This window comes from Microlunatus soli, assembly GCF_900105385.1.
Classification (GTDB): domain Bacteria; phylum Actinomycetota; class Actinomycetes; order Propionibacteriales; family Propionibacteriaceae; genus Microlunatus; species Microlunatus soli.
The window spans coordinates 1,836,494-1,861,392 of record NZ_LT629772.1 but is presented as its reverse complement, the minus strand read 5'-3'; the positions used below and the strand labels follow the sequence as shown (position 1 = coordinate 1,861,392).

Annotated in this window: 24 protein-coding genes; 11 read left to right on the top strand and 13 right to left on the bottom strand. The window is 67.2% G+C overall.

Annotated features, from left to right (window positions below; genetic code table 11):
- Window positions 1-20: 20 nt before the first annotated feature.
- From BLU38_RS08655 to BLU38_RS30810, 5 genes are read right to left on the bottom strand one after another with little or no spacing between them, the layout of a single operon-like run.
- The gene (locus tag BLU38_RS08655; protein ID WP_091523016.1) at window positions 21-1,091 is read right to left on the bottom strand and encodes an ABC transporter ATP-binding protein; all 1,071 of its coding nucleotides are present in this window, start codon (window positions 1,089-1,091) and stop codon (window positions 21-23) included.
- Between the two features lie 2 nt (window positions 1,092-1,093).
- On the bottom strand, window positions 1,094-1,954 hold the full coding sequence (locus BLU38_RS08650; RefSeq protein ID WP_091523014.1) for a carbohydrate ABC transporter permease: 861 nt from the start codon (window positions 1,952-1,954) through the stop codon (window positions 1,094-1,096).
- The gene (locus BLU38_RS08645) at window positions 1,951-2,871 is read right to left on the bottom strand and encodes a carbohydrate ABC transporter permease (protein WP_091523011.1); all 921 of its coding nucleotides are present in this window, start codon (window positions 2,869-2,871) and stop codon (window positions 1,951-1,953) included. Before BLU38_RS08645 ends, BLU38_RS08650 begins: the two co-directional genes overlap by 4 nt.
- 4 nt (window positions 2,872-2,875) lie before the next feature.
- Window positions 2,876-4,216 carry an ABC transporter substrate-binding protein gene (locus BLU38_RS08640; protein WP_091523008.1) on the bottom strand — a complete coding sequence of 447 codons (1,341 nt, stop codon included), beginning with the start codon at window positions 4,214-4,216 and terminating at the stop codon, window positions 2,876-2,878.
- A 39-nt stretch (window positions 4,217-4,255) separates the two neighbouring features.
- Window positions 4,256-5,305: a Gfo/Idh/MocA family protein gene (locus tag BLU38_RS30810; RefSeq protein ID WP_157683315.1), complete on the bottom strand. Its 1,050-nt coding sequence runs from the start codon at window positions 5,303-5,305 to the stop codon at window positions 4,256-4,258.
- Between the two features lie 228 nt (window positions 5,306-5,533).
- Between BLU38_RS30810 and BLU38_RS08630 the strand changes: the two genes are divergently transcribed.
- A complete protein-coding gene (locus tag BLU38_RS08630; RefSeq protein WP_157683314.1) occupies window positions 5,534-6,781 on the top strand; it encodes an ROK family transcriptional regulator in 1,248 nt (415 codons plus the stop codon).
- Between the two features lie 45 nt (window positions 6,782-6,826).
- Here BLU38_RS08630 and BLU38_RS32305 read toward each other — a convergent pair whose 3' ends face one another.
- Window positions 6,827-7,171 (bottom strand): SH3 domain-containing protein, encoded by a 345-nt coding sequence (locus BLU38_RS32305; RefSeq protein WP_091523000.1) that lies wholly within the window; start codon window positions 7,169-7,171, stop codon window positions 6,827-6,829.
- Window positions 7,172-7,257: 86 nt separating this feature from the next.
- On the opposite strand from BLU38_RS32305, the gene BLU38_RS08620 reads away from it, so the two are divergent.
- Together BLU38_RS08620 and BLU38_RS08615 are read left to right on the top strand one after the other, a co-directional pair.
- The gene (locus BLU38_RS08620) at window positions 7,258-7,425 is read left to right on the top strand and encodes a ribbon-helix-helix domain-containing protein (RefSeq protein ID WP_091522997.1); all 168 of its coding nucleotides are present in this window, start codon (window positions 7,258-7,260) and stop codon (window positions 7,423-7,425) included.
- The gene (locus tag BLU38_RS08615; protein WP_091522994.1) at window positions 7,422-8,180 is read left to right on the top strand and encodes a hypothetical protein; all 759 of its coding nucleotides are present in this window, start codon (window positions 7,422-7,424) and stop codon (window positions 8,178-8,180) included. The genes BLU38_RS08620 and BLU38_RS08615 overlap by 4 nt, the downstream gene beginning before the upstream one ends.
- Here BLU38_RS08615 and BLU38_RS08610 read toward each other — a convergent pair whose 3' ends face one another.
- A complete protein-coding gene (locus tag BLU38_RS08610) occupies window positions 8,181-9,674 on the bottom strand; it encodes an FAD-binding oxidoreductase (RefSeq protein ID WP_231920245.1) in 1,494 nt (497 codons plus the stop codon).
- An 80-nt stretch (window positions 9,675-9,754) separates the two neighbouring features.
- Between BLU38_RS08610 and BLU38_RS08605 the strand changes: the two genes are divergently transcribed.
- The gene (locus BLU38_RS08605; protein WP_091522987.1) at window positions 9,755-10,576 is read left to right on the top strand and encodes an HAD-IIA family hydrolase; all 822 of its coding nucleotides are present in this window, start codon (window positions 9,755-9,757) and stop codon (window positions 10,574-10,576) included.
- Between the two features lie 89 nt (window positions 10,577-10,665).
- Here BLU38_RS08605 and BLU38_RS08600 read toward each other — a convergent pair whose 3' ends face one another.
- Window positions 10,666-11,637, bottom strand: a complete 972-nt coding sequence (locus tag BLU38_RS08600; RefSeq protein ID WP_091522983.1) for a helix-turn-helix transcriptional regulator — start codon at window positions 11,635-11,637, stop codon at window positions 10,666-10,668.
- Window positions 11,638-11,762: 125 nt separating this feature from the next.
- On the opposite strand from BLU38_RS08600, the gene BLU38_RS08595 reads away from it, so the two are divergent.
- A complete protein-coding gene (locus BLU38_RS08595) occupies window positions 11,763-12,362 on the top strand; it encodes a TIGR03086 family metal-binding protein (protein ID WP_091522981.1) in 600 nt (199 codons plus the stop codon).
- Here the strand turns inward: BLU38_RS08595 and BLU38_RS08590 are convergent.
- The 3 genes from BLU38_RS08590 to BLU38_RS08580 form a co-directional block, all read right to left on the bottom strand.
- The gene (locus tag BLU38_RS08590) at window positions 12,346-13,626 is read right to left on the bottom strand and encodes a hypothetical protein (RefSeq protein ID WP_157683313.1); all 1,281 of its coding nucleotides are present in this window, start codon (window positions 13,624-13,626) and stop codon (window positions 12,346-12,348) included. The two genes, BLU38_RS08595 and BLU38_RS08590, sit on opposite strands and share 17 nt — an antisense overlap.
- Before the next feature lie 205 nt (window positions 13,627-13,831).
- Complete coding sequence (locus BLU38_RS08585; RefSeq protein WP_091522973.1) at window positions 13,832-15,295, bottom strand: MDR family MFS transporter; 1,464 nt, start codon at window positions 15,293-15,295, stop codon at window positions 13,832-13,834.
- A 173-nt stretch (window positions 15,296-15,468) separates the two neighbouring features.
- Window positions 15,469-16,929: an MFS transporter gene (locus BLU38_RS08580; protein ID WP_091522970.1), complete on the bottom strand. Its 1,461-nt coding sequence runs from the start codon at window positions 16,927-16,929 to the stop codon at window positions 15,469-15,471.
- Window positions 16,930-17,142: 213 nt separating this feature from the next.
- Between BLU38_RS08580 and BLU38_RS08575 the strand changes: the two genes are divergently transcribed.
- A complete protein-coding gene (locus BLU38_RS08575; RefSeq protein WP_157683312.1) occupies window positions 17,143-17,739 on the top strand; it encodes a TetR/AcrR family transcriptional regulator in 597 nt (198 codons plus the stop codon).
- Window positions 17,740-17,772: 33 nt separating this feature from the next.
- Here the strand turns inward: BLU38_RS08575 and BLU38_RS08570 are convergent, their stop codons facing one another.
- Window positions 17,773-18,516 (bottom strand): alpha/beta fold hydrolase, encoded by a 744-nt coding sequence (locus BLU38_RS08570; protein WP_091522964.1) that lies wholly within the window; start codon window positions 18,514-18,516, stop codon window positions 17,773-17,775.
- 89 nt (window positions 18,517-18,605) lie between these two features.
- Here BLU38_RS08570 and BLU38_RS08565 point away from each other — a divergent pair, with 89 nt between their 5' ends.
- From BLU38_RS08565 to BLU38_RS08550, 4 genes are all read left to right on the top strand, one after another.
- Window positions 18,606-19,379: a helix-turn-helix transcriptional regulator gene (locus BLU38_RS08565; RefSeq protein WP_091522962.1), complete on the top strand. Its 774-nt coding sequence runs from the start codon at window positions 18,606-18,608 to the stop codon at window positions 19,377-19,379.
- A 227-nt stretch (window positions 19,380-19,606) separates the two neighbouring features.
- Window positions 19,607-19,990 carry a hypothetical protein gene (locus BLU38_RS08560; RefSeq protein ID WP_172836026.1) on the top strand — a complete coding sequence of 128 codons (384 nt, stop codon included), beginning with the start codon at window positions 19,607-19,609 and terminating at the stop codon, window positions 19,988-19,990.
- Window positions 19,991-20,293: 303 nt separating this feature from the next.
- A complete protein-coding gene (groL, locus tag BLU38_RS08555; RefSeq protein WP_091522956.1) occupies window positions 20,294-21,922 on the top strand; it encodes a chaperonin GroEL in 1,629 nt (542 codons plus the stop codon).
- Between the two features lie 304 nt (window positions 21,923-22,226).
- The gene (locus tag BLU38_RS08550; protein WP_091522952.1) at window positions 22,227-23,171 is read left to right on the top strand and encodes an NADP-dependent oxidoreductase; all 945 of its coding nucleotides are present in this window, start codon (window positions 22,227-22,229) and stop codon (window positions 23,169-23,171) included.
- Window positions 23,172-23,194: 23 nt separating this feature from the next.
- On the opposite strand, the gene rnhA is transcribed toward BLU38_RS08550, so the two are convergent.
- Window positions 23,195-23,635, bottom strand: a complete 441-nt coding sequence (gene rnhA, locus BLU38_RS08545) for a ribonuclease HI (protein ID WP_231920244.1) — start codon at window positions 23,633-23,635, stop codon at window positions 23,195-23,197.
- 79 nt (window positions 23,636-23,714) lie between these two features.
- On the opposite strand from rnhA, the gene BLU38_RS08540 reads away from it, so the two are divergent.
- A complete protein-coding gene (locus tag BLU38_RS08540) occupies window positions 23,715-24,869 on the top strand; it encodes a dipeptidase (RefSeq protein ID WP_231920243.1) in 1,155 nt (384 codons plus the stop codon).
- Window positions 24,870-24,899 lie beyond the last annotated feature (30 nt).

Below are 24,899 nucleotides of genomic sequence, written 5' to 3'. Positions count from 1 at the left end.
ACCTCGACGGGGATTGTTGTTCAGGTGTCCAGGCGGGCTCCGGTGTCGGTGTCGAAGGCATGCAGTGGCGTGGCTGACAGGTCGATCGTCACCGGACGACCGACCTCGAAGTCGCCGAAGCCCGGGATCCGGACGGTGAACAGGGCCGAGCCGAGATCGACGGTGATGTCGGCGACGTTGCCGAGCGGCTCGATCACCTTCGTCGTCCCGTGCGCCTGGTCCGGCTCTGCCGGGCGCAGCGCACACTGTTCGGGGCGGAGGCCGACGATCACCGTGTCCCGGTCGGTGGGGATCGGGACCCGCAGGCCCGAGCGGCCCACCGCAAACATGTCTCCGGAGATCCGTTCGGCCGCCAGCAGATTCATCCGCGGCTTGCCGACGAACGACGCGACGAATCGGGTCGCCGGCCGGTTGTAGATCTCGTACGGTGTGCCGTACTGCTCAAGACGGCCGCGGCTCATCACCGCGATCCGATCCGACAGGGACATCGCCTCTTCCTGATCATGTGTCACGTACACACTGGTGGCACCCAGCTCGGCGTGCAACATCTTCAGCTCGCTGCGGGTCTGATCGCGTAGCAGCGCGTCGAGATTCGACAACGGCTCGTCGAACAGGAAGACCGCCGGCCGGCGGGCGATCGCCCGGGCCAGCGCCACCCGCTGCCGTTGCCCGCCGGAGAGATTGCGGGGTTTGCTGGACAGCACATGCTCGATGTCCAGTCGCCGACTGGCGTCGCGGACCCGTTCCTCGATCTCCTGCTTGGGCACCTTGCGCATCTTGAGGCCGAAGGCGATGTTGTCGTAGACGTCCATGTGCGGGTAGAGGGCATAGTCCTGGAAGACGAACGCCAGATCGCGCTTGTCCGGGTCAAGATCATCGACCCGCTGGCCGTCGATCAGGATCTCCCCGTCGGTGATGTCCTCCAGGCCGGCGATCATGTTCAGCGTCGTCGATTTGCCGCAGCCGGAGGGGCCGAGCAGGGAGACGAAGTGCCCGTCCTCGATGGTGTAGCCCAGGCTGTGCACCGCCGGAGTGGCCTTCCGGCCGCGGCCGTAGGTCTTCTGTACGTTGATCAACTCGATCTCAGCCATCGTTATCCCTTCACCGCGCCCTCGACCAGGCCGCGGATGATCCACTTCTGTGCGATCAGTGCGAGCAGCAGGACCGGGATCGCGGTGATCACGCCGGCGGTCGCTGCTGAGGTGTAGTCCATGGCGAACAGTCCTTGGAACGCCGCGGTCTTGACGGGCAGCGTGGTCGCGTGGGTCGAGGTCAGGACCTTGGCCAGGAAGAAGTCGCTCCAACTGGTGATGAAAGCCAGGATGGCGGCTGCGGCCATGCCCGGCGCCGCCAGCGGGAAGGCGATCTTGGACATGATCTGCAGCCGGTTGCAGCCGTCGATCATGGCTGCCCGTTCCAGGCTGGGTGGGATGTCGCCGAAGAAGCCGACCATCATCCAGATCACCAACGGCAGGATGAACGCGGTGTAGGTGATGATCAATCCGCCGACCTGGTCGTAGAGCCCGAAGGCGCGGAGCAGGATGAACAGCGGAACCGCCAACACGATCACCGGGATCGCCTGCACCGTCAACATGCCGAACAACAACACCTGGCGGCCGCGGAACCGGTAGCGCGCGATCGCGTAGGCGGACGCAGACCCGAGGACCATGCAGATCAACGTCGTGGCGAGTCCGGTGATCGCAGAATTGGCCATCGGCTGCAGGAACGAGCTGTCTGCGAGTAGCCGACCGTAGGACGTCAACGTGATCAACTCGGGGGAAAGATCGGGACGATCCTGCTGCAGGGCCTGCGAGGGATACAGGCTGAAGATCACCATCCAACAGAACGGTGCCAGGAGGTAGCCGACCAAGATCAGCACAAGGATCCGATGCCCGACGGCGAGTCGGGCGCGGCGGCGGGCACGGCTTCCTGTTCGCCGGGTAGCGGCGTTCATCGTGCGACCTCCTTCCGGTCCCGCCGTCCCAGCAGGACGACCCAGAACACGGTGACCAGGACGACCAGGATCATCGTGGTAACCGCGAGACTGGCCCCGTAGCCGCGATCGAGATTGCTGAAGGTGATCAGGTAGGCCAGGAAGTTGATCGTCGTGGTCCCCTCCGCCGGGCCGCCGGATCCGCCGGTCAACACGTAGATGCTGTCGAAGACCTTCAGCGACCACATCGACTGCACCACGAGTGCGAACAGCAGCGGTCCCCGCAGATTGGGCACAGTGATCTTGACGAATCGTTGCCACCGGCCGGCGCCGTCGATCGTCGAGGCCTTGTAGATGCTGGCCGGGATACCCTGCATGCCGGCGAGGAGGAGCAGACAGAGGAACGGCAGCAGCTTCCACAGCTCGGCGAAGATCAGCACCAGCATCGCCAGATCCGGGTCGGCCAACCATTGGACCTTGGTGTCGATCACGCCGATTCGGAGCAAGATCGAGTTCAACACGCCGCTCGACCCGTCGAAGATCAACTTCCACATGATGCCGTTCACCACCGGCGGGACTGCCCACGGCACCAGGAGCAGCACCCGGGCGAGCGTTCGGCCGCGGAAGTCCTTGTTCAGCAGGCTGGCGATGGCGACCGCCAGCGCGACCCCGCCGAGCACCGTGAATGCGGCGAAGACGGCCGTCCGACCGAGCGCTCCGTGGAACTGCGGATCGGCGAGCAGCTGACCGTAGTTCGCCAGCCCGACGAACGGATGCAGGCCGGGCACCTTGTCGTTCCAGTTGTAGGTGGACATGTAGATCGCGTAGCCCATCGGATAGCCGAGCAGGGCAACGACAACAGCAGCGGACGGCAGCGCGAGGGTGATTCCGAAGCGGAGATCACGGCGCCGCCGCCGTTCGGCACGACTGGTCACCATCGGACTACTTCTTCAGGTATTTCGTGACGAGCTTCTGGGTCTGCTTGACCGCGTCGTCGAGTGCCTGCTTCGGCGTCGTCTTGCGGTTCATCGCATTGCTGACCTGGACCGACATCAACTGATCGAGCTCGTTGGACCAGGGGACACCGAAGCGTTTGGTCGCATACTTGGTCGACTGCTGATAGGTGGTGAGCACCGGCAGCGCCTTGACGCTGGCCGGGTCGGTCAACACGTCGTCGGTCACCGGGAACCAGCCCTCGTCGGCGACGATCTTGCGTTGCACCTTTCCGGTCGCGACGAACTGCAGCCAGGCCAGCGCCGCCTGCTTGTTCTTGGAGTACTTGTTGATCGCGAACCCCTCGGAGCCGTCGATCGACGCGGAACGGACACTGATCCCCGGGATCAGGCCATTACCGACCGTCGTCGGGTCCAACCGAGACGTCTCGGCGATCGCGGTTGACCATTGGGACGGCCAGTTGAACACGACACCGGTAGATCCCTTGGCGAACAGATCGCTCAGATCGGAGGCGTTGGTGATCTGCAAGGACGCCGGGTCCATCACCTTGTGTTTGTGCAGCAGGTCGACGAAGTAGCTGAGCGCCTGGACACCCTGCTCGCTGTTGAAGATCGGACGGTAGTCGGAGTCGTACATGGTGCCGCCGTTCAGCAGCAGCATCCGCAGGAAGTTCTGGTACGCGCCCGCCGGGTTGCCGATGTCGCAGGCGTACCCGAAATGATCACCGCGGGTCAGCTTCTTGGCGGCCTTCAGGAAGCTGTTCCAGTCCTGTGGTGCGGTGTCGGGATCGACGCCGGCGTCGGCGAACATGGTCTTGTTCCAGAACATCGTCTGCACGCTGGAGAACTTCGGCAGGCCGTAGAGCTTGTCCTGCCAGGAGACGGAGTCCAGGGCCGGCTTGATCAGGTTGTCGGGCACAACCGTGCGATCGAGTTCCTCCAACCAGCCGGCCTGACCGAACTCCGCCGACCAACCGGCCCAGGTCATCACCACGTCGACGCTGCTGTCCTGCGCGGCGAACAGGGTCGCGTAGCGATCATGCAGGTCGTTGAAGTTGCCCTGGCTGTAACTCCTGACCTTGACCCCGGTCGCCTTCTCGAAGGCAGCGATCGTGGACTTCTTGAACACCAGATTGGTGTTGTCGTCGACGATGGTGATCTCGCCGCTGGGCGCGCCGGAGGACTTCAAGCCGCCGGCACTGGGCTTGCTGCCCGCTCCCGCACCGCTGTTGGCGCTGACGCAACCGGTCAGGGCGAGGCCGCCGGCCGTCAGCGTCCCGATCGACAGCAGGCGACGGCGCGTGAGATCGGTGGATCGCGGGATGGACATGGTCGGACTCCTTCGTTGGCTTCCAGAAATCGGTTGTCGCTACAGGGTCGGGAGGGTGGAGCGCGTCGGCGCGATGGCCTGCGGGGTGCCGCTTTCCGCGGCGTCGTGTACGGCCTCGATCGCGGTCGTGATCAGTTCGCCGTGCGGTCCGTCAGGGAGGTCGAGAGGGCTCCCGCCGAGGCTGGCGATGAAGTCGTCGACCATGTCGATCGGGATGCCGCGAAGCCGGCCCTGGTGCTCGGTCACCCCGAACTGCAGCCAGGACGCACCGGACGCGTCGTACCGGGTGACGCTGTCATGAGAGATGTCGAAGTGGTAGCTCGCCGCCTCGGTGTGGATCTCGTAGCGGAAATCGAAGACGGCGGGAGTCGTCTCGGGCAGCACCCATTGGGAATTCAGCACCAGCAGCGAATCGTCGGACATGGTGAACGACGCGGTCAGCGCGTCCCAGGTGTCGACACCGGCCGCAGCCAGCGCGCCGCGTCGGCCGCGGGCGAACACCGAGATCGGAGTCGCACCCGACAGCCACATCGCCAGATCGAGGGAGTGCGGCATCAGGAACCAGCCGGGGGAGGAGCGCGCCGCCCAGGACAACATCCTGGTCGGAACGTATCGGGTGTCGTTCAGATTGATCACCTGGTTGACGACCGGAGCGGGATGGGCGGCGAGTTGGCGGCGGACCTCGGCGAATCGAGGGTTCCACCGATTCTCGAAGCCGACCATGATCTTGGTCCCCGCCGCCTGTGCAGCGGCGACGATCGCCCGCGCGTCGGGTCGGGTGGTGGCCAGCGGCTTCTCGATCATCAGGTCCAGACCCGCGGCGATCCCCGCCAGGGCGACCTCGCGATGGGCGAAGTCCGGCGTGGCGATGATCAACGCGGTGAGCTCCGGGGTGCTGTCGATCATCGACGCCAGATCGCCGAACGTGGCGACGTCCAGATCGGAGGCGATCCGCTCCCGACGGGTCGGATCGGGCTCGCAGACGGCTTCCAGCCGGGCAGCAGGATTCTGCCGGACGGCGGCCGCGAACATCGAGCCGCGGATCCCTCCGCCGACGACGCCGATCTGCTGTGGTTCGGGTGATGCCATCGATGCTCCCATCGAGCTCTCGGGTAGCGGCCCGCCGGAATCACGGCCGAGAAGTCGGACCGATGGTCGAAAGTCGGGGGACCCCCGACGGGCGCGCGGTTCGATCAAGTAAGTTTGTCCTAGAAACATACATACCCGGGAATCGAACGTCCAGCCCCTGATGTAACGGTGTCGTGAAGGCTGGCGCCGATGCCTCGGGCAGGGCAGAGTTCCGGCAGGAGGTGTCAGATGGTGTCGCAGTCGCCCCGCGATGCCGGGCTGCCCGATCGCGTCCCAACGCCCGGTGGTGCTCGGTTGCCCAGCCGTGCTCGGTTGCTCAGCCCGTCGGCGATAGGTCAGGCCAACCGCGGCAAGCTGCTCGAGTTGTTGCATCGGAAGGGGCCGACCAGCCGAGCGCAGTTGGCCCGTGAGCTGCAGGTGGGACGCGCGACGGTGGCGACGATCCTGCAGCCGCTGATCGACGACGGAACGCTGGTCGAAGGCGAGGTGCTCGCCTCGTCGTCGGCCGGCGGCAAGCCGGCACGTCCGCTCTGGTTCAATCCCGACGGCGCCGAACTCGGCGCCATGCGCGTCGCGCCGACCGGAGTGACGGTCGCACGCCTGGGGTTCGACGGCAGGATCCGATCCCGGCGGGCACGAGCAGTCCGAACGGGAGCCGGACTCGATGATTTCGAGAGCGCCATCAACGAACTCGCGCACGCGTGCTTCGACGGCCATCGCCTGCTCGGGATCGGCATCGCTGCCTCTGGCATGATCAACACCCGGACCGGGACGATCCTGTCACTGCATCTGGCGCCGGTGCTGAGCCAGTATCCGATCGCCGACCTGCTGGGGCGACGGTTCGGCGTGCCGGTGATCGTTGATCATCATCCACGGGTTCAAGCGCTGGGTGATCAGTGGTTCGGCGCCGGTCGGCTGTTGCCGCACTTCGCATCGGTCTACACCGGCGAGGCGCTCGGCTTCGGCATCGTGCATGACGGAGAGATCATCCGCGGTGAGGACGGTGCCGGTGGCGAGTACGGGCACACCGTCGTCGACATGAACGGCGAGCCGTGCCTGTGTGGTCGGACCGGCTGTTGGGAGACGGTGGCGACCACAGGATGGCTGCGCCGCGAGGCCCGTCGGGTCGGACTCGATGCCCCGGACTCCGTCGATTCCGGTCGCCTGGCCGCCGGCGCCGCAGCCGGTGATCAAGCGGCGACCGGGCTGCTGGACCGCTACGCGCAGAATCTCGCGATCGGTTTGGCGAACAACGAACACATGCTGGGATCGGGGACCTACATCCTGCACGGCGACGCCTGTCGTGGCGGCCAGTTGATGGAGCAACGGCTGACGGAGTGGCTGACCGAATTCAGTCCGCATCGCGGCGACCCGCCGACGGTGATCATGGCCGGAGCCGACGACGACATGACGCTGCTCGGCGGTGGCGGACTGGTCCTGTCCACGGTCCTCGGTGGCCGCACCGTGGTTGGTTGATGTTGATCTTCGAGCGGCAGTCGCATCGAACCACGGTGTGCCTCGTCAGGCAGGCGTCTCAAGAGTTTTGCACGGCACCCAGCCTTCGCGGCCGTTAGCCGTTCTGCACCAGACCCATCCGCTTTGAGCGTCCTCAGCAAGGACCTCGAGCACATCTCCGGCGTGTGTCGGTAGTTCCGCTGTGTCGTACGGCGTCGTAACAACCGCGGATCCCGAGCCGGCAGAAAGGTGCCGTGCCGGCACCCATCCAGTGCCGTGGGTCGCACTGACGAACACAAATTCCGGCCACTCGCTGTCGCGTTCTCCGACCTGCACGTGGTCGCCGACCTCAAGCTGGATCGGAAGCCGAGTCGGAATCTGATGTGCCCTGGCCACAACCGCGGTCTTCATCTCAGGATTATCTCCCGGATCCGGGCCGGGCGACCCGTTCCACGTCGGCCTCGCGATCCGGCTTGCTAGAGTGCTAGCATTCTGTCATGCCGCAGCAGAGTCCACCCAAGGTGCAGTTCAACGTGTATCTGCAACAGGACCTCGTCCGTGAGGTCAAACACCGAGCGATCGACGAGGGGCGAAGCCTGTCCGCTCTGGTCGAATCCGCCCTTCAGGCCTATCTGTCCAGCAGCACCCAGGAGCGGGGGAAATGATGACCACCGATCAAGATCAGACCCAGCCGACCGCCCAGACACTGGAGGTGTCGGCGTTCCGCTTCTCCACAGATCCGCCCGCTGTCGGCGGCTTTCTGCAGTTGCTCGGCCTGAGCCAGCGGATCGGCAACGACGCCGGCACCTGGCTGGAGTTGCAGGCCGAGCAGGGCTCGGTCAGCATCCATGCAACGCGTGTGTCGAGCACCGCCGACGCCCAATCCGGCAGCACCGATCTGGTGCTGGTGGCCCACGACGTGCCGGCGTTCGCCGACCGAATGCGGACGCGGGACGGGTTTCAGGTCGAGGTCTGGGACGAGGCCTTCGGGCACCAGGCTTCGGTCGCGATCGGCGGGCGCACCATGATCATCAACGAGATCCAACCCGATCCGTACGGCTATCAGGTGACCGACCCGACACCCGGCCCGGTGACTGTGATCACCCACTGGCACACCGTGGACCCGGACTCCGCCGAAGCACTCCTCGCAGCGCTCGGATTACACCGCTCGACCCGGCCGGCAACGGCCGACGAGATCCGATGGGAGTCGGCATCGCATGGTGCTGTCGTCCTGCATCGAGTGACAGCTGCCGAGGACGCCCCTGACTGTTACCGGATCGGCCTCGAGACCGATGATGATCTTGCCGCGGTCGCCGATCGGTTGCGTGCCGACGGTCATCGGGTGCAGATCTCCGACGACGGTCACCGGCTCGACCTGACCGACCCAGACGGGCAGCCGCTCGAGGTCACCAGACGGTGATCAGGTGTCGCCCTCCGGATTGTCGACCGGCGCGATCGCCTTGCCGGGATTGAGGATCCGGTACGGGTCGAGCGCAGCCTTCACATCCGCCTGCATCCGTTGCACCACGGGCGAAAGTTCCGAGGCCAGGCCGTTCAGCTTGAGCACACCGACGCCGTGTTCGCCGGTGACGGTGCCGCCGAGCTCGAGGCAGCCGGCGATGATGTCGGCAAACGCAGCCTGCGCCCGGACCCGAGCGGGCTCGTCCCCGATCGGAGTGATCAACAACGGGTGCAGGTTGCCGTCCCCGACGTGGGCGATGTTGGCGATCGTGGTCTCATGATCAACCGCGATCTGCTGGATCCGGGCCAGCATGGCCGGCACCTGCCGTAGCGGCAGGCAGATGTCCTCGGTCAACACCGGGCCGAGCCGTTCCAGGGCGGGGTAGGCCAGGCGGCGGGCGGCGAACAGTGCATCGCCTTCCTCCTGATCATCTGTTGCTGCGCTCCAGGTGGCACCGCCCGCATCGAAGGCTGCCGCAACTCCTGCTGCCTCGACCGCGCCGGCGTCGTCCGGGGCGTCGCAGCGCGCCAACAGGATCACATCGGCGTCGGCGGACAGGCCCATGTTCTTCCAGGCGTCCACCGCCTCCAGGCACTGCCGGTCGACCAGTTCGAGTGCCGACGGTGTCAGTCCGGCCTCGGCGATCTTGGTCACGGCGACGCCGGCGTCGGTGATCGAGTCGAAGTAGCCGACGACGGTGTGTTCGGCGGGACGCTGCCAGCGCAGCCGGAGGGTGATCTCGGTGACGATGCCGAGGGTGCCCTCCGATCCGACCAGCAGCGAGGTCAGGTCGTAGCCGGCCACGCCCTTGGCTGTCCGCTTGCCGATCCGGGCCACCTCACCGCGTCCGGTGACGATCTCCAGTCCGAGCACGTAGTCGCCGGTGACGCCGTACTTCACACAGCAGACGCCGCCGGCGTTGGTGGCAACGTTGCCGCCGATCGACGACCACGGCGAACTCGCCGGATCCGGCGGATACCACAAGCCGTGCTCGGCACACGCGGCGCGCAGGTCATCGTTGATCACGCCGGGCTGCACGACAGCGAAGCGTTCCACCGGGTCGATCATCTTGATCTTGGTCATCTTCGACAGATCGATCACGATCGCGCCGGTGATCGCGTTCGCGCCGCCGGACAGCCCGGTGCCCGAGCCGCGCGGCACCACCGGTGCACGGTGCTCGATCGCCACCTGCACGACGGCCTGCACATCGGCCGTGGACTCCACGCGGACCACCGCGACCGGCAGTTGCCACGGTGCCCACTCGGCATCGTCGTGAGCGAGCCCGCTCATCACCGCGGGATCGGCGACGATCTGCTCCGAACGCAGCACCCGACCGAGCGCTCCGAGCAGCCGCTCGGCGGTCCGGTCCTGGTGCTCGACCTGCTCAGGTCGGTCCTGCTCGGTTCGATCATGCTGGTTCATGTCCTGCTGGTGTCTCTCCGAGGCGATCACGGGCCAACGGTAACGCCGCCGTCATCCCACCTCCCGCCGGGCGGCTTGGTCGAAGACCGCGCAACGGCAACACTGGTGCCATGAGTGAGCGCAGATCGGTGCACTGCTGGCTGACCGACATGGACGGTGTGCTGGTGCACGAGGAGAATCCGTTGCCGGGTGCCGCCGACTTCATCGCCGCCCTGCAGGAGTCCGGCCGTCGGTTCCTGGTGCTGACCAACAACTCGATCTTCACCCCACGTGACCTGCGGGCACGTCTGCTGGCCAGCGGCATCGACGTCCCCGAGGAATCGATCTGGACCTCTGCACTGGCAACCGCACAGTTCCTGGCCGAGCAGAGTCCGGGCGGCACTGCGTACGTGATCGGCGAGGCAGGCCTGACCACGGCACTGCATGATGCGGGTTTCGTGATGACCGAGAGCGATCCCGACTACGTCGTGCTCGGCGAGACCCGCACCTACTCCTTCGAGGCGATCACCCGGGCGATCCGGTTGTTGGAGCGCGGGGCGAAGTTCATCGCCACCAATCCCGACGCCACCGGTCCGTCGCCGGCCGGCTCGCTGCCGGCGACCGGGTCGGTTGCGGCGTTGATCACCACCGCAACCGGGTTGCAGCCCTACTATGTCGGCAAGCCGAATCCGTTGATGATGCGGTCTGCGCTCAATCGGCTCGAGGCACACTCCGAGACGACGGTGATGATCGGCGACCGGATGGACACCGACGTGATCTCCGGGCTGGAAGCCGGGATGCGGACCATCCTGGTGATGACCGGGTCCACCACCCGGGAGAAGGTCGAGACCTTTCCGTATCGGCCGACCGTGATCACCGACTCGATCGCCGATGTGGTGCCGATGGTTCGCGACCTGAGCCCGCACGAGGACGAGGAACTGAGCGCTGATTGACCTCCACCCCCGCCGACCCGTCAGTTTCTCCCCGACACGCCCGGCATGTCGGGGAGAAACTGACGGGTCGGCGGGAGTGGGGTGGGCGGTTAGTCGGTTGTACGGGTGTAATGATCATGGATGTGGTGGGCGACGTCGAGCAGTCCGTTGATCAACTCCGGCGGTTCCAGTACCTCGATCAGCTCGCCGAATCCGGCGAGCACGCCGACCGCTCCGCGGATCCCGATCACCGGCGCCGTCATGATCACGCCGTCGCCGTCGACGGTCACCTCCGCTGGGCCGGCCAGTTGGCTCGACAGTGTCCGCCGGACCAGATCAATCCACCGCGGTGTGGTGCGCAACCTGATCGGGATCCCTGCCCGGTCGGCGATGTAGCTGCCGCGGAGTTGCTCCCAGAGCGCCCGTAGGTCAAGATCATCCGGCCGATTGCTGGGCTGAGGGAGAAGCCGGATCGCCGACATCCGTGAGATGCGGTAGGTCCGTGGACGGCCGCGATGTGCGGCGATCAGATACCAGGCATCACCGGCCTGCAACAGCCCGTACGGGTCGACGGTTCGGATTCCCGCCTGCCGAGGTGGCATCGGTTGGTAGTCGAACCGCAGCCGCCGATCGGTGAAGACCGCCTGCTGCAGCAGGTCGAGGTCGGGGTGTGACTCGGCGTCAGGGGTCCACCCGCCGGGATCGATCACGATGCGTTGCTCGGTGCGGAGCAGTTGGCGTTGCCGCTCGGACGGAAGGCCGGCGCCGAGTTTGGTCAGCGCCGACGCCAACGGTGCCGCCAGTCCCAGTCGGGCCAGGGCCGGCTGTCCACCGGCCAGAAAGAGTGCCCGGGTCTCATCGGCGGTCAGCCCGCCGACGTCCGGTCGGTACTCCGGGAGCAGTGTGATGCCGCCGTTGCGGCCTCGTTCGGTGTAGATCCCGAAGCCGGCGGTGGACAACGCTTCGACATCGCGCAACACCGTTCGGCGGTCCACTTCCAGGCGACGGGCCAACTCGACGGCCGACAGCTTCCCGTGCCGACGCAGCAGCGCCACCAGGGTCAACAGACGATCGGCTCTCATGGTGGAAAGTCTTTCAGAAATACACGACACCAGATGTCACCTATTGCGCTGCATGCTGGTTCATGTCGCAGGAATCGCGGCGCCGGATTGCTTCGCCCAACCATTTCGAACTCCCAGGAGAGATCATGACCACCAGCACAGCTGTTCCCGATCTGCGTCCCGCACTCGCCGCCGCCCAGGAATGGGTCGCAGCGCTGATCGACGGAGTCGGCGATGATCAACTGCGACTGCCGACCCCGTGTCCGGACTTCGACGTCGCTCAGCTGATCGGCCATCTCTACACCGGCGCCGACCGGGTCCGGGTGATGGCCGAGGGCGGGGACGCACTCACCGTCCCGTTCATCGGTGAGTTGCCCGGCGACGGCATCGCCGACGGCTACCGCAGTCGGACGGCGGCAGCACAACGGGCCTGGGCGGAGCGTGCCGACCTGTCGGCCCCCGTTCGCGCGCCCTGGGGTGAGGTGCCGGCAGCTGCCGCGATCGGCAACTACCTGAGTGAGGCCCTCGCCCACGGTTGGGACCTTGCCGTCGCCACCGGGCAACCGGCCGAGGCCGATCCCGCCCTGGTAGAGCCGGCGCTGCAAGCGGCACGGCGCGGGATCCCGGCCGAGTTGCGTGGCCAGATCCCGTTCGGTCCGGTGATCGAGCCGGCTGACGACGCGACCCCGACCGAGCGCTTCGTCAACTGGATGGGCCGCGACGCCGGGTTCAGCTCAGCGGCCTGACCGTCACGACCGTCCGCCGCACCATCTCCTCGGTCGGTAGCGGCGTCGGCCAGTCGCCGACGCCTCGTGCCGGTGGTCGATCGTTGGCCGGCGGCCAGTGGCGCCACGCGTGCCAGCCGCCGGTGTCCAGGGCCGGCTGCCGGACGCGGGTGACCTCCACCCGGCGTACGGCTTGGAGGCCCGGGAAGAGGACGTCGACCGATGTCACCCCGGCCGGCAACGCCGGCAGGTTGGTGATCACCGTGATCGATCTCCGCGCGGTCGCCATGCCGGCCGTCCAGCCGCCCAGATCGCTGCACAGACAGGGGCCGTCGCGTCCGCCCTCCCGCCAGGGCGACAGTGTTCTGTGGTGCCGCGACGAGGTCGAATAGCGCAGCCGCGGCCCGCTGGCCACATCGCGGCCGGTCCTGCTGTCGGTGTCGGCGGTGACCGGTCCGGCGCGACCTGCGCTGAGTCCGGACCCGGATGAGATCGTCCAGATCGACCAGACCATCGAGGTCGAACCGGGCGAGGTGGTGACACCGATGATGCCGATCCGCATCAGCTGCCCGGAGCGGCTCGGGCCGTACCGGAACGACCGGGTCCAATGGATCACGGAGTCGGCATGGGCGGGCCCGGACAGGTCCGTGCCACGATCGGCGGCGACGGCGAAGCCGGGAGCGGGCGCCCAGATGCCGGTGAACAGCGCGACCGACGGGATGTCGACATCGAACGGCGCAGCGCCGTTCGGATCGGGGAGTTCGGGGAAGGTCACCTGCCGCACCGACGTCACCTCGACCCGCAGCGGGTGGTCGGCCGTGCACAGGCAATGCCGGCCTTCGGGATCCACCAGCGGTCGGTAGACCTGTCGAGCATCGGTGTCGATCACCCGAAACGTCCTCGGATCGCTCGCTGCTGCCAGGTCGACGGTCTCGGGTACGGCATCACCGGGCCGCAGCCCGGCGCTCGGCAACGGCGTGATCGACCAGTCCAGAACGGTGCCGCCGGAGATCCGCCGCAATCCGTGGACGGCGATCCGAAAGCTGATCCGGCTGCCGTCACCGGTGGTCCAGACCCGTTCCCCGAGGACCGGCAGCCGAGGGTTGACCACCTGCGGGTGCGGACGCGGCGAGGTGGTCGGTGCGGACGCCGCGATCGTCGGCGACGGGGGAGGTGTATCCCGGCCGAAGAGGCCAGGCTCCCGTTCCGGCTGGCTGCATCCGGCGATGACGATCAACGACACCAACCCGGCCACGACCCGAGATCGCGATGTCGTCGTTGACATGTCTTGACTGTAGTCCGCAACGCCGGTCGGCCGAGGACGGACCGGCTCCCCGCCCATGACTTGGGTCTGCGGGTGCGGAGAATCGGATCCCCGTTCGGTGATACCTGCCGGCGGGGCCGTTCCGAGCCGACTGGGAGCGGATTGCTCTCCGGCGGCCATCACCCGGGATGCCTGTCGCGATCGGCGCTCTGTTCGGCACCCCCTGTTATTCGGCGGTCTCGATCCGCCGCGGGATGATCATGATCGCGACCAGCATCAGGACGCCGATCACGACGGCGCCGAGGAACACCTGATGGACGGCGTCGGAGAGCAGCAGCGGCGGTACGCCGCTGGCGGCACCGTTGCCCGCCTCGTGACTACTGCCGCTGCCGACGACACCGTGGCGACTCAGCGTCGCATTCGCGATCGCGCCGAAGACCGCGGTACCCACGGCGCTGCCCATCGACCGGGCGAACATGTTGGTCGCGGTCACCACCCCGCGTTGCTGCCAACCGACGACGGCCTGAGCCGCCACCAGCGTCGGGCTGGCGATCAGGCCCATCCCGATGCCGATCACCACGCAGCTCAGGCCGACCTGCACCGGTGACGATCCGGGTCCCAGCAACAGCAACGACGCCGTTCCGACGAGACCGAAGACGCCACCGATCAACGCCGTGTTGCGGAACCCGATCCGCAGATAGATCTTGCCTGCCTGACTTGCCGCCACCGGCCAGCCGAGCGTCATCCCGGCCAGGGCGAAACCGGCGATCAGGGCACTGGTTCCCAACACCTCCTGGACGAACATCGGGACGTAGGAACTGAGACCGAGGGTGAGCACCCCGACCGCCATCGCAGCGATGTAGACGCCGACGAAGATCCGCCGGGTGAAGGCCCAGCCCGGCAGCACCGGCTCGGAGGCATGTCGTTCGATGATCACGAACAACACCAGGACGACGGCTCCGACGACGAAGATCAACACACTCGGCGGCGACGACCATTGCCACAGCACGCCACCTTCGAGCAGACCGAGGATGATCAAGGAAGTCCCGACCGCCAGAGTTGCGGCGCCGGCGAAGTCGATCTTGTGTTTGGTCGCCGTGACCGATTCGTCGAAGTTGCGCCAGAGCATCCAGGCAGCGATCACGCCGAGCGGGATGTTCACGGCGAAGATTGCTCGCCAGCTGATGAAGTCGGTGAAAACGCCGCCCAGGGTCGGGCCGACGACCGAGGAGATTCCCCAGACGCTGGCAACGTAACCCTGCACCTTGGCGCGTTCGGCAACGCTGTAGATGTCGCCGATGATCGTCATTCCCATCGGGCCGATCGCACCGGCGCCGAGCCCTTGGACCGCGCGGAAGCCGATCAGTGCCGGCATCGACCAGGCAATGCCGCACAGGATCGAGCCGAGGACGAACAGCCCGATCCCGAACAACATGATCGGCTTGCGGCCGATCTGGTCGGCCAGCTTGCCGTAGATCGGCACCGACACCGCCTGGGCCAGGACGTAGATCGAGAACAGCCACGGGAACTGGGCGAAGCCGCCGAGATCGGAGACCACCGACGGTACGGCGGTCGCCAGGATGGTCGCGTCCAGCGCGATCAACGCCGTACCCAGCATGACCGAGCCGAGCACCGGACCGCGCTCGGAACGCAGTCCGACGCCGGCTGAGGCGGGGGTGGGCTGGGACATCCGGTGCCTTTCTCGGTGACGAAAGATCGCCCGTGACCACCGGTGCCTGGTGCCCTGGGCCAGCAGACTGACCGGACACCAGGCCGACGATGATCACGGGCAGACCGACGAAGGTGAGCCTAGGACTTGAACCGCACTTGAGATCAAGCGCGACGGTCTGCCCTGAGATCACATCACATTTCGACGACCTGCGCTGCCGCGCGCCGGGCAACCACCCGCTCGCGGATCAGGGCGCCGACGGTGACAGCGACGGCGACGCTGACGAAAATCACCGCGGTACCGAAGGCGTGGTGCATGCCGGTGATCAGCGCCGGCACCGGCGTCGCGCCGGCGCCGGTGGAGCCGATCCCGGAGGCGGCGATCAGGACGGCCAGGCCGAGCGCGGCGCCACCGGCCTGCTGGGCTGTCTGCAGCATGCCTGACGCGGAGCCGGCGTCCTGAGCCGGAACCCCGGACAGGATCCGGATGTTCATCGGCAGGAAGGTCGCGCCGGCGCCGATGCCCAGCATCATCATCGGCAGCAGGACGCCGACGATCAGGTTGCCGTCCAGGGTGATCCGGCTGAGCATCAGATGGGCCGCGAGCAGGATGATCATGCCGCCGATCCCGACCGCGAACGGCCCGTAACGGGTGATCAGCCGGGGAGCGATCCGGGACACGGCGAAGATTCCGACGGTCAGCGGGAGGAACGCCAGCCCAGAGGTGAAGGCGTCGTAGCCGCGAGCGACCTGCAGATACTGCACCAGGAAGAAGAAGCCGCCCATCTGGCCGCCGACCACCAGCATGAAGGCCAGCAGCGCGGTGACCCGATTGGGTTCGCGGAGCAGTCGCAGCGCGAACAGCGGGAAGCCGGCCCGTCGTTCGATGATCGCGAACGAAGCCATCGCGGCGACGCCGACGGCGAGGCTGACCACGGTCCGCAGCGACCATCCGTACTCGGGGATCCAGACGAATCCGGCGACCAGCGAGGTCATCCCGATCACGGCGGTGAGTGCGCCGGGGATGTCGAACGGCTCCCGGCGGCGTTCGGTGTCCGGCAGCAGCCGGCTGCCGATCACGATGGCGGCGATCCCGATCGGGACGTTGATCAACAACGACCAGCGCCAGGAGGCGCCGGAGGTCAGGACGCCGCCGAGGATCAGGCCGATCGAGGCGCCACCCGAGCTGACAGCCGCGAACAGTCCGAGAGCGCGGTTACGGGCCGGACCCTCCGGATGGGATCGGGTCAACAGCGACAGGGCTGCGGGAGCGGCAAGGGCGGCGCCGATGCCCTGGACGGCGCGCGCGGTGATCAGCCATTCGGCCGACTGGGCTGCACCGCCGAGAGCGGAACTGATCACGAAGATCGACAGGCCGACCATGAAGGTCCGGCGGTAGCCGAGGACGTCGCCGAGCCGGCCGCCGAGCAACAACAGGCCGCCGAAGGCGAGGGTGTAGGCGTTCAGCACCCAGGACAGGGTCGCCGGAGAGAAGCCGAACTGGCCCCGGATCACGGGGAGTGCGACGTTGACGATGGTGGCGTCCAGCACGAGCATCAGCTGGGCGGTGAGGATGACGGCCAGCGCGATGCCGGCGCGGGCGCGACCCGGAGGCGTGGTGACGCCGTCGGGGAGAGCAGTGGTCTGAGCAGACACAACGATCCTTTGAGGAGGTTCGGCCTTCTACCAAGGTCTGGATTGGTGGGGTGAGCGCGTCTTTCGCGGCTCGGACGGGTGGAGTACAGTTATCTGGAGAGTGACTCCGATTTGCCTCTGAGGTTCGGCACCGGATCTGAAGAGGAGTAATCGGAGACCGTCTCCGAATACATTAATGGAGACTGTCTCCGGTTAGCAATGGATGGAAGTGTGATGCGCGCCACAATCGCTGCGAACCCGACGCAGGGTCGCAAACTGCGGGCCGATGCCCAGCGGAACTACGACACGCTGGTGGCTGTCGCCCGGCAGGCGTTCAGCGAGCACGGCGCCAACGCATCCTTGGACGACATCGCCAAGCGGGCCGGCGTCGGGCCCGGCACCCTCTACCGGCACTTCCCGAGCCGGGCCGACCTCCACCTCGCCGTACTGCAGGACTGGCGCGACGAGGTCGAGGCCGAGGGGCGTCGGCTGGCCGCGATCGAGGATGACGAGCAGGTCCTCGATGAGTGGTTGCGTCGCTACGTCGACTACAAGAACTTCTTCCGCGGGCTGCACGAGGCGCTGCTGGAGGACAACACCGATGAGGAACGGCCCGCGCTCAACCTCTGCAAGGAGCAGTTGAGCGGGATCAGCCGCGACGTGATCGATCGGGCCAAGGCTGCCGGCCTGGTTCGCGAGGACGTCGACGCCAAGACGGTGTGTCAGATGCTCAGCGGCATCGCGTTCCTCGTTGACCGTTCTCCTGCCGGAACGGTCGACGTCGAAACCCAGATCAAGATCATCCGAGCCGGGATCCGGCCCGCTGCCTGACGACGTCGCGGCCAGGAGTCCGGTCCGTGTCCGTCAGGCGCGAGCCGCGGTGACCAGGGCGGCTGCGAGGTCGTCGGGCCGGGAGAACATCGGCCAGTGCCCGGTGCGGAGATCGACCCAGGTCAGGTCGGCGTAGTCGAGTAGCTCGGTCGACAGTGGTCCGCCGGGTGTCGCCAGCTCGCGCAACGTGCCGGACGGGATCGAAGTGCAGATCGCGGTCACCGGGATCCGCAGTCGGGACGGGTTGCCGACGTGTACCGGCGCGCAGGCGACTGCTGCGGGCTGCGGCACGGCGCGTTCGGCGAACCGGGCCAGTCCGTCCGCGGAGATGCCCTCGATCGACGAGCCCTGTTCGGCGAGATCGTGCCAGCTGGGCAACGGGATCGCCTCGGCGTCGGTTTGTTGCGCCGACCGCGCGCCGTCCACCAGCGGGCCGGAGTCGACGAAGACCAGTCGGCGGAATCGCTCCGGGGTTTGGTCCGCGACCTGCTGGATCAGCGGCCCGCCGCCGCTGTGCCCGACCAGCACGATGTCGCCGTTGAGCCCGGCGACCAGGTCCGCGACGGCCGCGACCGTTTCCGTCCTGGTGATGTCGCCGATCGGACGGTCGCCGTCGCCGTCCAGCCCGGGCAGCGTGACCGGATGTGGTGTCAGCCCTGCCTCACGCAGTGGCTGGAGGACCCCATCCCATGCCCAGCCGCCGATCCAGAAGCCGGGCACCAGGACGACATGGATAGCGGCCTGCTCGGCGATGTTCTTCGTTGATGTCGTGGTCATGAAAGCAGTGTGCTGGAGCACCGGTGACACCGGTCTGTCACTGTTTATCCGGATGTTCGCGGAATCATGGAACCGGCAGGGAGGCCGACGTGAACCGGACCGACAGGTTGTATGCCGTCACCGAGGAGTTGCGTCGGTTGGGGCACCGTGGCGCCACCAGTAGCCGGCTGGCCCGCACGTTCGAGGTCAGCGAGCGGACCATCAAGCGGGACATCGACGCGCTACAGCAGTCCGGGCTGCCGATCTGGGCGCAAGCCGGGCCCGGCGGCGGCTACGTTCTGGACGATTCCGCCAGCCTGCCGCCGGTGAACTTCACCCCGCGGCAGGCCGTTGCCTTGGCCATCGCTTCGGCCGCGTTGCCGGTGCGGAGCCCGTTCGCGGTCGACGCCGCTGCCGCGCGGCAGAAGATCTGGGACACCCTGGGAGAGACTGCCGCGCAACGGGCCCGGGCGCTCGCCGCTCGCGTATGGATCGATCACGGTGACACTGCCGAGTCGGAGTCCACATCCGGAACGGGCGATCACGCACGGGCCGAGCAACGAGCGGCCACCGAGGTGGTCCCGGTCGCCCGTCGGTATCTGTCGGTGTCGGCTGCGGTCGAGGAGTCGTTGGCGACCGCCCGCGTGCTGGCGATCCGCTATCGCGACGCACGAGGCGAGGTCACTTCCCGCCGCGTCGAGCCGATCCTTCTCGCGCACACCCGGGCCCAGTGGTATCTGGTGTGTTGGGACCGGCTGAGGGACGCCGTCCGATGGTTCAGCCTGCACCGGATGATCCGAGCGGATCTGACGGCCGAGCGTTACCAGCCGCGGGACGTCGATGTCGTCGGGACTCCACCGTCGCAGGCACGACCGGTCGACTGACGGTGGCCGTCGTGGTCTGCCGGGGGCCGGCAACGACGCCGAAGGGTGGACCGTCGAGCCCGTAACGTTGATGTATGGGTAGCCCGCATTCCGAGCAGCGCCGATCGGATGACCCACCGCCGTTCAGCGCCGGATGGGTCGGCCCGGGCTCAGATCCGCAAGCGCTCGACCCCGGACTCGGTTCGAGCGGGCCCCAGCCGCCGACGGCGCCGTCGTACGGTCCGCCGGTGCAGGGTCGCCAACCGAGCTATGGCCAGCCGTCGTACGGTCAGCCGTCGTACGGCCCACCTCCTGGACCGCAAGGAGATCAGTTCAGCGGCTACGGCCCTCAGGGTGAGCTGTCCCGCCCGGCGCCGGCAGTGCCGGCCCGGCCGGTCAAGCGCGCGACCGGGACGCTGCAGATCGTGATCGGGGTGATCGTCCTGGTGAGGGCGGTGTCCGGACTCTTCGACCTCCTCCGTCCCGAGCCGGGCGACCCGACCAGTGGTTTCCTTGTGGTGGTCACCGTCGGGTCGTTCGTCCTCGGCATCGGGTGCCTGGTGGTCGGGTGCTACCTGAAAGTCACCCGAGCTCGGGCCCGCGATCAGCGCGCCGGTCACCGTCCCGGATAACGCACCCCGGCCGAGTCGAACTCGCCCTCGAGCGGACCTGCCGGGCGCCGCGGTGGATCCGACTCGTCGTCGTGCCGGAGCGGATGTGTCCGGTCCTGCTGTTTGCACTCGCACCTGCCGAGTGCTAAACATGAGCTAGCACTCTCCGTGTGAGAGTGCTACCACCCAAGTCCGGTGAGGCCGTCCGGTCAACGACTGGTCGGCCGTCCGTCGCGGGCACCGCTCTGGGCTGACAACAAGACAACCTATGACAGTCGAATCGGCGGCCGATGCCGCCTGACGCGGGAGGACTCGCGGAGCACCATGCCCAAACTGATTGAATTCAACACCGAGGCGCGGCGCGGCCTCGAGCGGGGGATGAACACCCTCGCCGACGCGGTCAAGGTCACCCTTGGCCCGAAGGGCCGCAACGTCGTACTGGAGAAGAAGTGGGGCGCGCCCACCATCACCAACGATGGTGTGTCGATCGCCAAGGAGATCGAGCTCGAAGAGCCGTACGAGAAGATCGGCGCCGAGCTCGTCAAGGAAGTTGCCAAGAAGACCGACGACGTCGCGGGTGACGGCACCACCACCGCGACCGTGCTGGCTCAGGCGCTGGTCCGCGAGGGTCTGCGCAACGTCGCCGCCGGCGCCAACCCGATGGACCTCAAGCGGGGCATCGACAAGGCCGTCGCAGCGATCAACGAGCAGCTGATCGGGCTGGCCACCGAGGTCGAGACCCGTGAGCAGATCGCCGCCACCGCGTCGATCTCCGCCGGTGACCCGCAGGTCGGCGAGATCATCGCCGAGGCGATGGACAAGGTCGGCAAGGAAGGTGTCATCACCGTCGACGAGTCCAACACCTTCGGCCTGGAGCTCGAGCTCACCGAGGGCATGCGGTTCGACAAGGGCTACATCTCCGGCTACTTCGTGACCGATGCGGAGCGCCAGGAGACCGTCGTCGACGACCCGTACATCCTGATCGTCAACTCCAAGATCTCCGGTCTGAAGGACGTTCTCCCCGTTCTGGAGAAGGTCATCCAGTCCGGCAAGCCGCTGGTCGTCATCGCCGAGGACGTCGAGGGTGAGGCCCTGGCCGGCCTGATCGTCAATAAGGTGCGTGGCGTCTTCAAGTCCGTTGCCGTCAAGGCACCGGGCTTCGGTGACCGCCGCAAGGCCATGCTGGCCGACATCGCCATCCTCACCGGTGGCCAGGTCATCAGCGAAGAGGTCGGCCTGAAGCTGGACGCTGTCGAGCTCGATCTGCTCGGCCAGGCCCGGCAGGTCGTCGTCACCAAGGACGAGACCACCATCATCGAGGGCGCCGGTGACTCCGAGGCGATCGCCGGACGGGTCCAGCAGATCCGCGCCGAGATCGAGAACTCCGACTCCGACTACGACCGCGAGAAGCTGCAGGAGCGGCTGGCCAAGCTGGCCGGCGGCGTTGCGGTGATCAAGGTCGGCGCGGCCACCGAGGTCGAGCTGAAGGAGCGCAAGCACCGCATCGAGGACGCCGTCCGCAATGCGAAGGCTGCGGTCGAGGAGGGCATCGTCCCCGGCGGTGGCGTCGCGCTGCTGCAGGCCGCCAAGCTGGCGAACGTCCAGCTCGAGGGCGAAGAGGGCGTCGGTGCGCAGATCGTGCTCGCCGCTGCCGGTGCTCCGCTGAAGCAGATCGCCTTCAACGCCGGCCTGGAGGGTGGCGTCGTGGCCGAAAAGGTCGCCTCGCTGCCGGCCGGTCAGGGTCTGAACGCCGCAACCGGTGAGTATGTCGACATGCTCGGCGCCGGTATCAACGACCCGGTCAAGGTGACCCGTTCCGCGCTGCAGAACGCCGCCTCGATCGCCGGGCTGTTCCTGACCACCGAGGCCGTCATCGCCGACAAGCCGGAGAAGGCTCCGGCCGCTCCCGCCGGCGACGGTGGCATGGGTGGCATGGGCGGAATGGACTTCTGAGCGAAGTCCTGAACCCGTCGAAGGGTTCTGTCGCTCCATCGAGCAAGATCAACACGCCGAGGGCGGTCCCATCCGGGGCCGCCCTTCGGCGTTCCCGCACCCGCACCTTCGCACCACCTGCGTACCTTCGCACCACGTACACCTGGTGCGAAGGTACGCAGCCGGTGCGGCGGGGTGGGTGAGGGGCAGCCGGGCGGTGGTTCCGGAGCCGAACAGTTGTCCCGGCAGCTGGTCGGTCGTGGGGACTGTGGTCGCAGCGGGTGTGAGAATTCCTACCGAATCCCGTGATCAAGGAGTCGCCCTGATGGCAACCGTTGTGCAGTATCGCGAACTCGGCGGGCCCGAGGTGCTGGAGTTGGCGGAGGTGCCGACGCCGCAGGCAGCGCCGGACCAGGTGGTGGTCGAGATCCGCGCCGCCGGCGTCAACCCGATCGAATGGAAACAGCGCTCCGGGCTCCGACCGACCCCGCCGATCACCGAGCCGCGTCGGCTCGGCTCCGACGGCGCCGGCGTGATCGTCCAGGTCGGCTCGGCCATCACCGGCTGGTCCGTCGGTGACCCGGTGATCATCAAGGCCGGTGCGGGCACCTACGCCAGTCACCTGGCGACCACCGTGGATCACCTGCTGGAGAAGCCGGCGGTGCTCTCCTTCGAGCAGGCCGCTGCGATCGGGATTCCCACCAGTACGGCGTATCAAGCGCTGAAATCGCTCGACGTCGGTGCCGGCACCCGGCTGCTGATCCACGGCGGCTCCGGTGGGGTCGGGCAGGCCGCGGTTCAATTCGGCAGGCTGTGGGGTGCGGAGGTGGTGGCTACCGCCGGGCCGGACAACCATGATCGACTGCGAGAGCTCGGAGCGGTCCCGATCGCGTACGGGCCGGGACTGCTGGACCGGCTCCGGGAGATCGCGCCCGACGGGTTCGACCGGATCCTGGACGCCGCCGGCACCGATGAGGCTCTCGAAGCGTCGTTCGCGCTGGTCGACGATCGGCAACGGATCGGTACCGTCGTGGCCGGCCCGCGAGCCGCCGAGCTCGGCATCCAGGCCTGGCAGGGTGGGAACCCGGTGCCGTTGACGGCCGAGCAGCAGCGGTGGCGGGACGAGGCGTACGCCGCAGTGGCCGAGCTGATCGCCTCGGGTGACTTCGAGCTGGAGATCAGCCGAAGCTATCCGCTCGCGCAGGTGGTCGAGGCCACCCGGCAGAGCGAGAGCGGACACGTCCGGGGCAAGCTGGTCCTGATTCCCTGACCGACCGGGGTGCGGGATCTGGATCAGACGTTGCTGACGGTGAGGACCCCCTTGTTGGCCAGCTCGTCGGCCCGCTCGTTGCCGGGGTCGCCGGAGTGGCCCTTGACCCAGGTCCAGCTGACCTGATGGCGGGCGAGCTCGTCGTCCAACTCGTGCCAGAGCTCGGCGTTCTTGACCGGCTTCTTGTCCGAGGTCTTCCAGCCGTTACGTTTCCAACCGGGCATCCACTTCTGGATCCCGTTCATCACATAGGACGAATCGACGTGCAACGCCACCTCGCACGGCTTGGTCAGCGCGCGCAGGCCCTCGATCACCGCGGTCAGTTCCATCCGGTTGTTGGTGGTCAGCGCCTCACCACCGAAGAGTTCCTTCTCGTGATGGCCGTAGCGCATGAAGACACCCCAGCCGCCGACACCCGGATTGCCCTTGCAGGCTCCGTCGGTCCACATCTCCACCGCAGTCACCGGACAACTCTAACGGCGGCTCTGAAAATCTAACGGCGGCTCTGCTGGGGATCGCCCGAAGCTCTGAGATGATGGCCCGGTGACGCTGAGCTATCTGGGAGTTGTCGACGGCCACAACGATCTGCCGTGGGAGATGCGCAAGATCGGCTACGACTTCGGAGTCAGAGACATCGCGCAGCCCCAGCCGGCCATGCACACCGATCTCGGCCGGCTCCGGGCCGGGCAGGTCGGCGGCCAGTTCTGGTCGGTGTATGTGCCGTCCTCACTGGCCGGTCAGAGCGCGGTCACCGCGACCTTGGAACAGATCGACGCGGTCTACTCGATGATCGAGCGTTATCCCGACCGGTTGCAGTTGGTCACCACCGCGGCCGGCCTGGCCGCCGCGGTCCAGCAGCAGGACGGGCCGATCGCATCGCTGATGGGTGCCGAGGGCGGCCACTCGATCGACAACTCGCTGGGCACCCTGCGGTCGCTCTACCGGCTCGGCGTCCGCTACCTGACACTGACCCACAACGACAACACCGACTGGGCCGACTCGGCCACCGACGAGCCGGCCCACGACGGACTGACCGCCTTCGGCCGGGAGGTCGTGGCGGAGATGAACCGGCTCGGCATGATGGTCGACATCTCCCATGTCGCGCCGGCCACCATGCGCGCAGCCCTGGACACCAGCGAGGCGCCGGTGATCTTCTCCCATTCCTCGGCCCGGGCGGTCTGTGATCATCCGCGCGACGTTCCCGATGACGTGCTGAGCCGGTTGGCCGACAACGGCGGCACCTGCATGATCACCTTCGTCCCCGGCTTCGTCAGCCCCGCGGTCCGGGAATGGACGCTGGAGTACGACGCGGCGGTCACCAACGCAGGCATCGATCCCGATGATCATGATGCACTGAAGGCGTTCGAGGACGGCTACACCGTCGAGCGGCCGAAGGCGACACTTGCCGACGTGGTCGCCCACGCCGAGCATGTCCGCGAGCTCGCCGGAATCGATCACATCGGTGTCGGCGGCGACTTCGACGGTGTCGGTTCGCTGCCGGTCGGGCTGCAGGACGTCTCGACCTACCCGGCGCTCTTCGCCGCGCTGTCCGAGCGTGGCTGGAGCGACGAGGATCTGCTCAAGATGGCACACGGCAACATCTGCCGCACGTTCGCCGACGTCGAGCAGTGTGCGACCAAGATCAAGGCCGAACGCGGGCCGTCGTTGGCGACGATCGCCATCGATCAGGAACAGTAGCCCGCGATCGCGATGTGACAGGTGGTGTGG

Excerpts from the sequence above, each read along its gene's own strand:
- BLU38_RS08630 (WP_157683314.1), top strand. The coding sequence starts at position 5,534 with ATGGTGTCGCAGTCGCCCCGCGATGCCGGGCTGCCCGATCGCGTCCCA.
- BLU38_RS08615 (WP_091522994.1), top strand. The coding sequence starts at position 7,422 with ATGATGACCACCGATCAAGATCAGACCCAGCCGACCGCCCAGACACTG.
- BLU38_RS08640 (WP_091523008.1), bottom strand. The coding sequence starts at position 4,216 with ATGTCCATCCCGCGATCCACCGATCTCACGCGCCGTCGCCTGCTGTCG.
- BLU38_RS30810 (WP_157683315.1), bottom strand. The coding sequence starts at position 5,305 with ATGGCATCACCCGAACCACAGCAGATCGGCGTCGTCGGCGGAGGGATC.
- BLU38_RS08595 (WP_091522981.1), top strand. The coding sequence starts at position 11,763 with ATGACCACCAGCACAGCTGTTCCCGATCTGCGTCCCGCACTCGCCGCC.
- BLU38_RS08585 (WP_091522973.1), bottom strand. The coding sequence starts at position 15,295 with ATGTCCCAGCCCACCCCCGCCTCAGCCGGCGTCGGACTGCGTTCCGAG.
- BLU38_RS08605 (WP_091522987.1), top strand. The coding sequence starts at position 9,755 with ATGAGTGAGCGCAGATCGGTGCACTGCTGGCTGACCGACATGGACGGT.
- BLU38_RS08590 (WP_157683313.1), bottom strand. The coding sequence starts at position 13,626 with ATGTCAACGACGACATCGCGATCTCGGGTCGTGGCCGGGTTGGTGTCG.
- BLU38_RS08600 (WP_091522983.1), bottom strand. The coding sequence starts at position 11,637 with ATGAGAGCCGATCGTCTGTTGACCCTGGTGGCGCTGCTGCGTCGGCAC.
- BLU38_RS08550 (WP_091522952.1), top strand. The coding sequence starts at position 22,227 with ATGGCAACCGTTGTGCAGTATCGCGAACTCGGCGGGCCCGAGGTGCTG.
- BLU38_RS08655 (WP_091523016.1), bottom strand. The coding sequence starts at position 1,091 with ATGGCTGAGATCGAGTTGATCAACGTACAGAAGACCTACGGCCGCGGC.
- BLU38_RS08650 (WP_091523014.1), bottom strand. The coding sequence starts at position 1,954 with ATGAACGCCGCTACCCGGCGAACAGGAAGCCGTGCCCGCCGCCGCGCC.
- BLU38_RS08575 (WP_157683312.1), top strand. The coding sequence starts at position 17,143 with ATGCGCGCCACAATCGCTGCGAACCCGACGCAGGGTCGCAAACTGCGG.
- BLU38_RS08570 (WP_091522964.1), bottom strand. The coding sequence starts at position 18,516 with ATGACCACGACATCAACGAAGAACATCGCCGAGCAGGCCGCTATCCAT.
- BLU38_RS08645 (WP_091523011.1), bottom strand. The coding sequence starts at position 2,871 with ATGGTGACCAGTCGTGCCGAACGGCGGCGGCGCCGTGATCTCCGCTTC.
- BLU38_RS32305 (WP_091523000.1), bottom strand. The coding sequence starts at position 7,171 with ATGAAGACCGCGGTTGTGGCCAGGGCACATCAGATTCCGACTCGGCTT.
- groL (WP_091522956.1), top strand. The coding sequence starts at position 20,294 with ATGCCCAAACTGATTGAATTCAACACCGAGGCGCGGCGCGGCCTCGAG.
- BLU38_RS08620 (WP_091522997.1), top strand. The coding sequence starts at position 7,258 with ATGCCGCAGCAGAGTCCACCCAAGGTGCAGTTCAACGTGTATCTGCAA.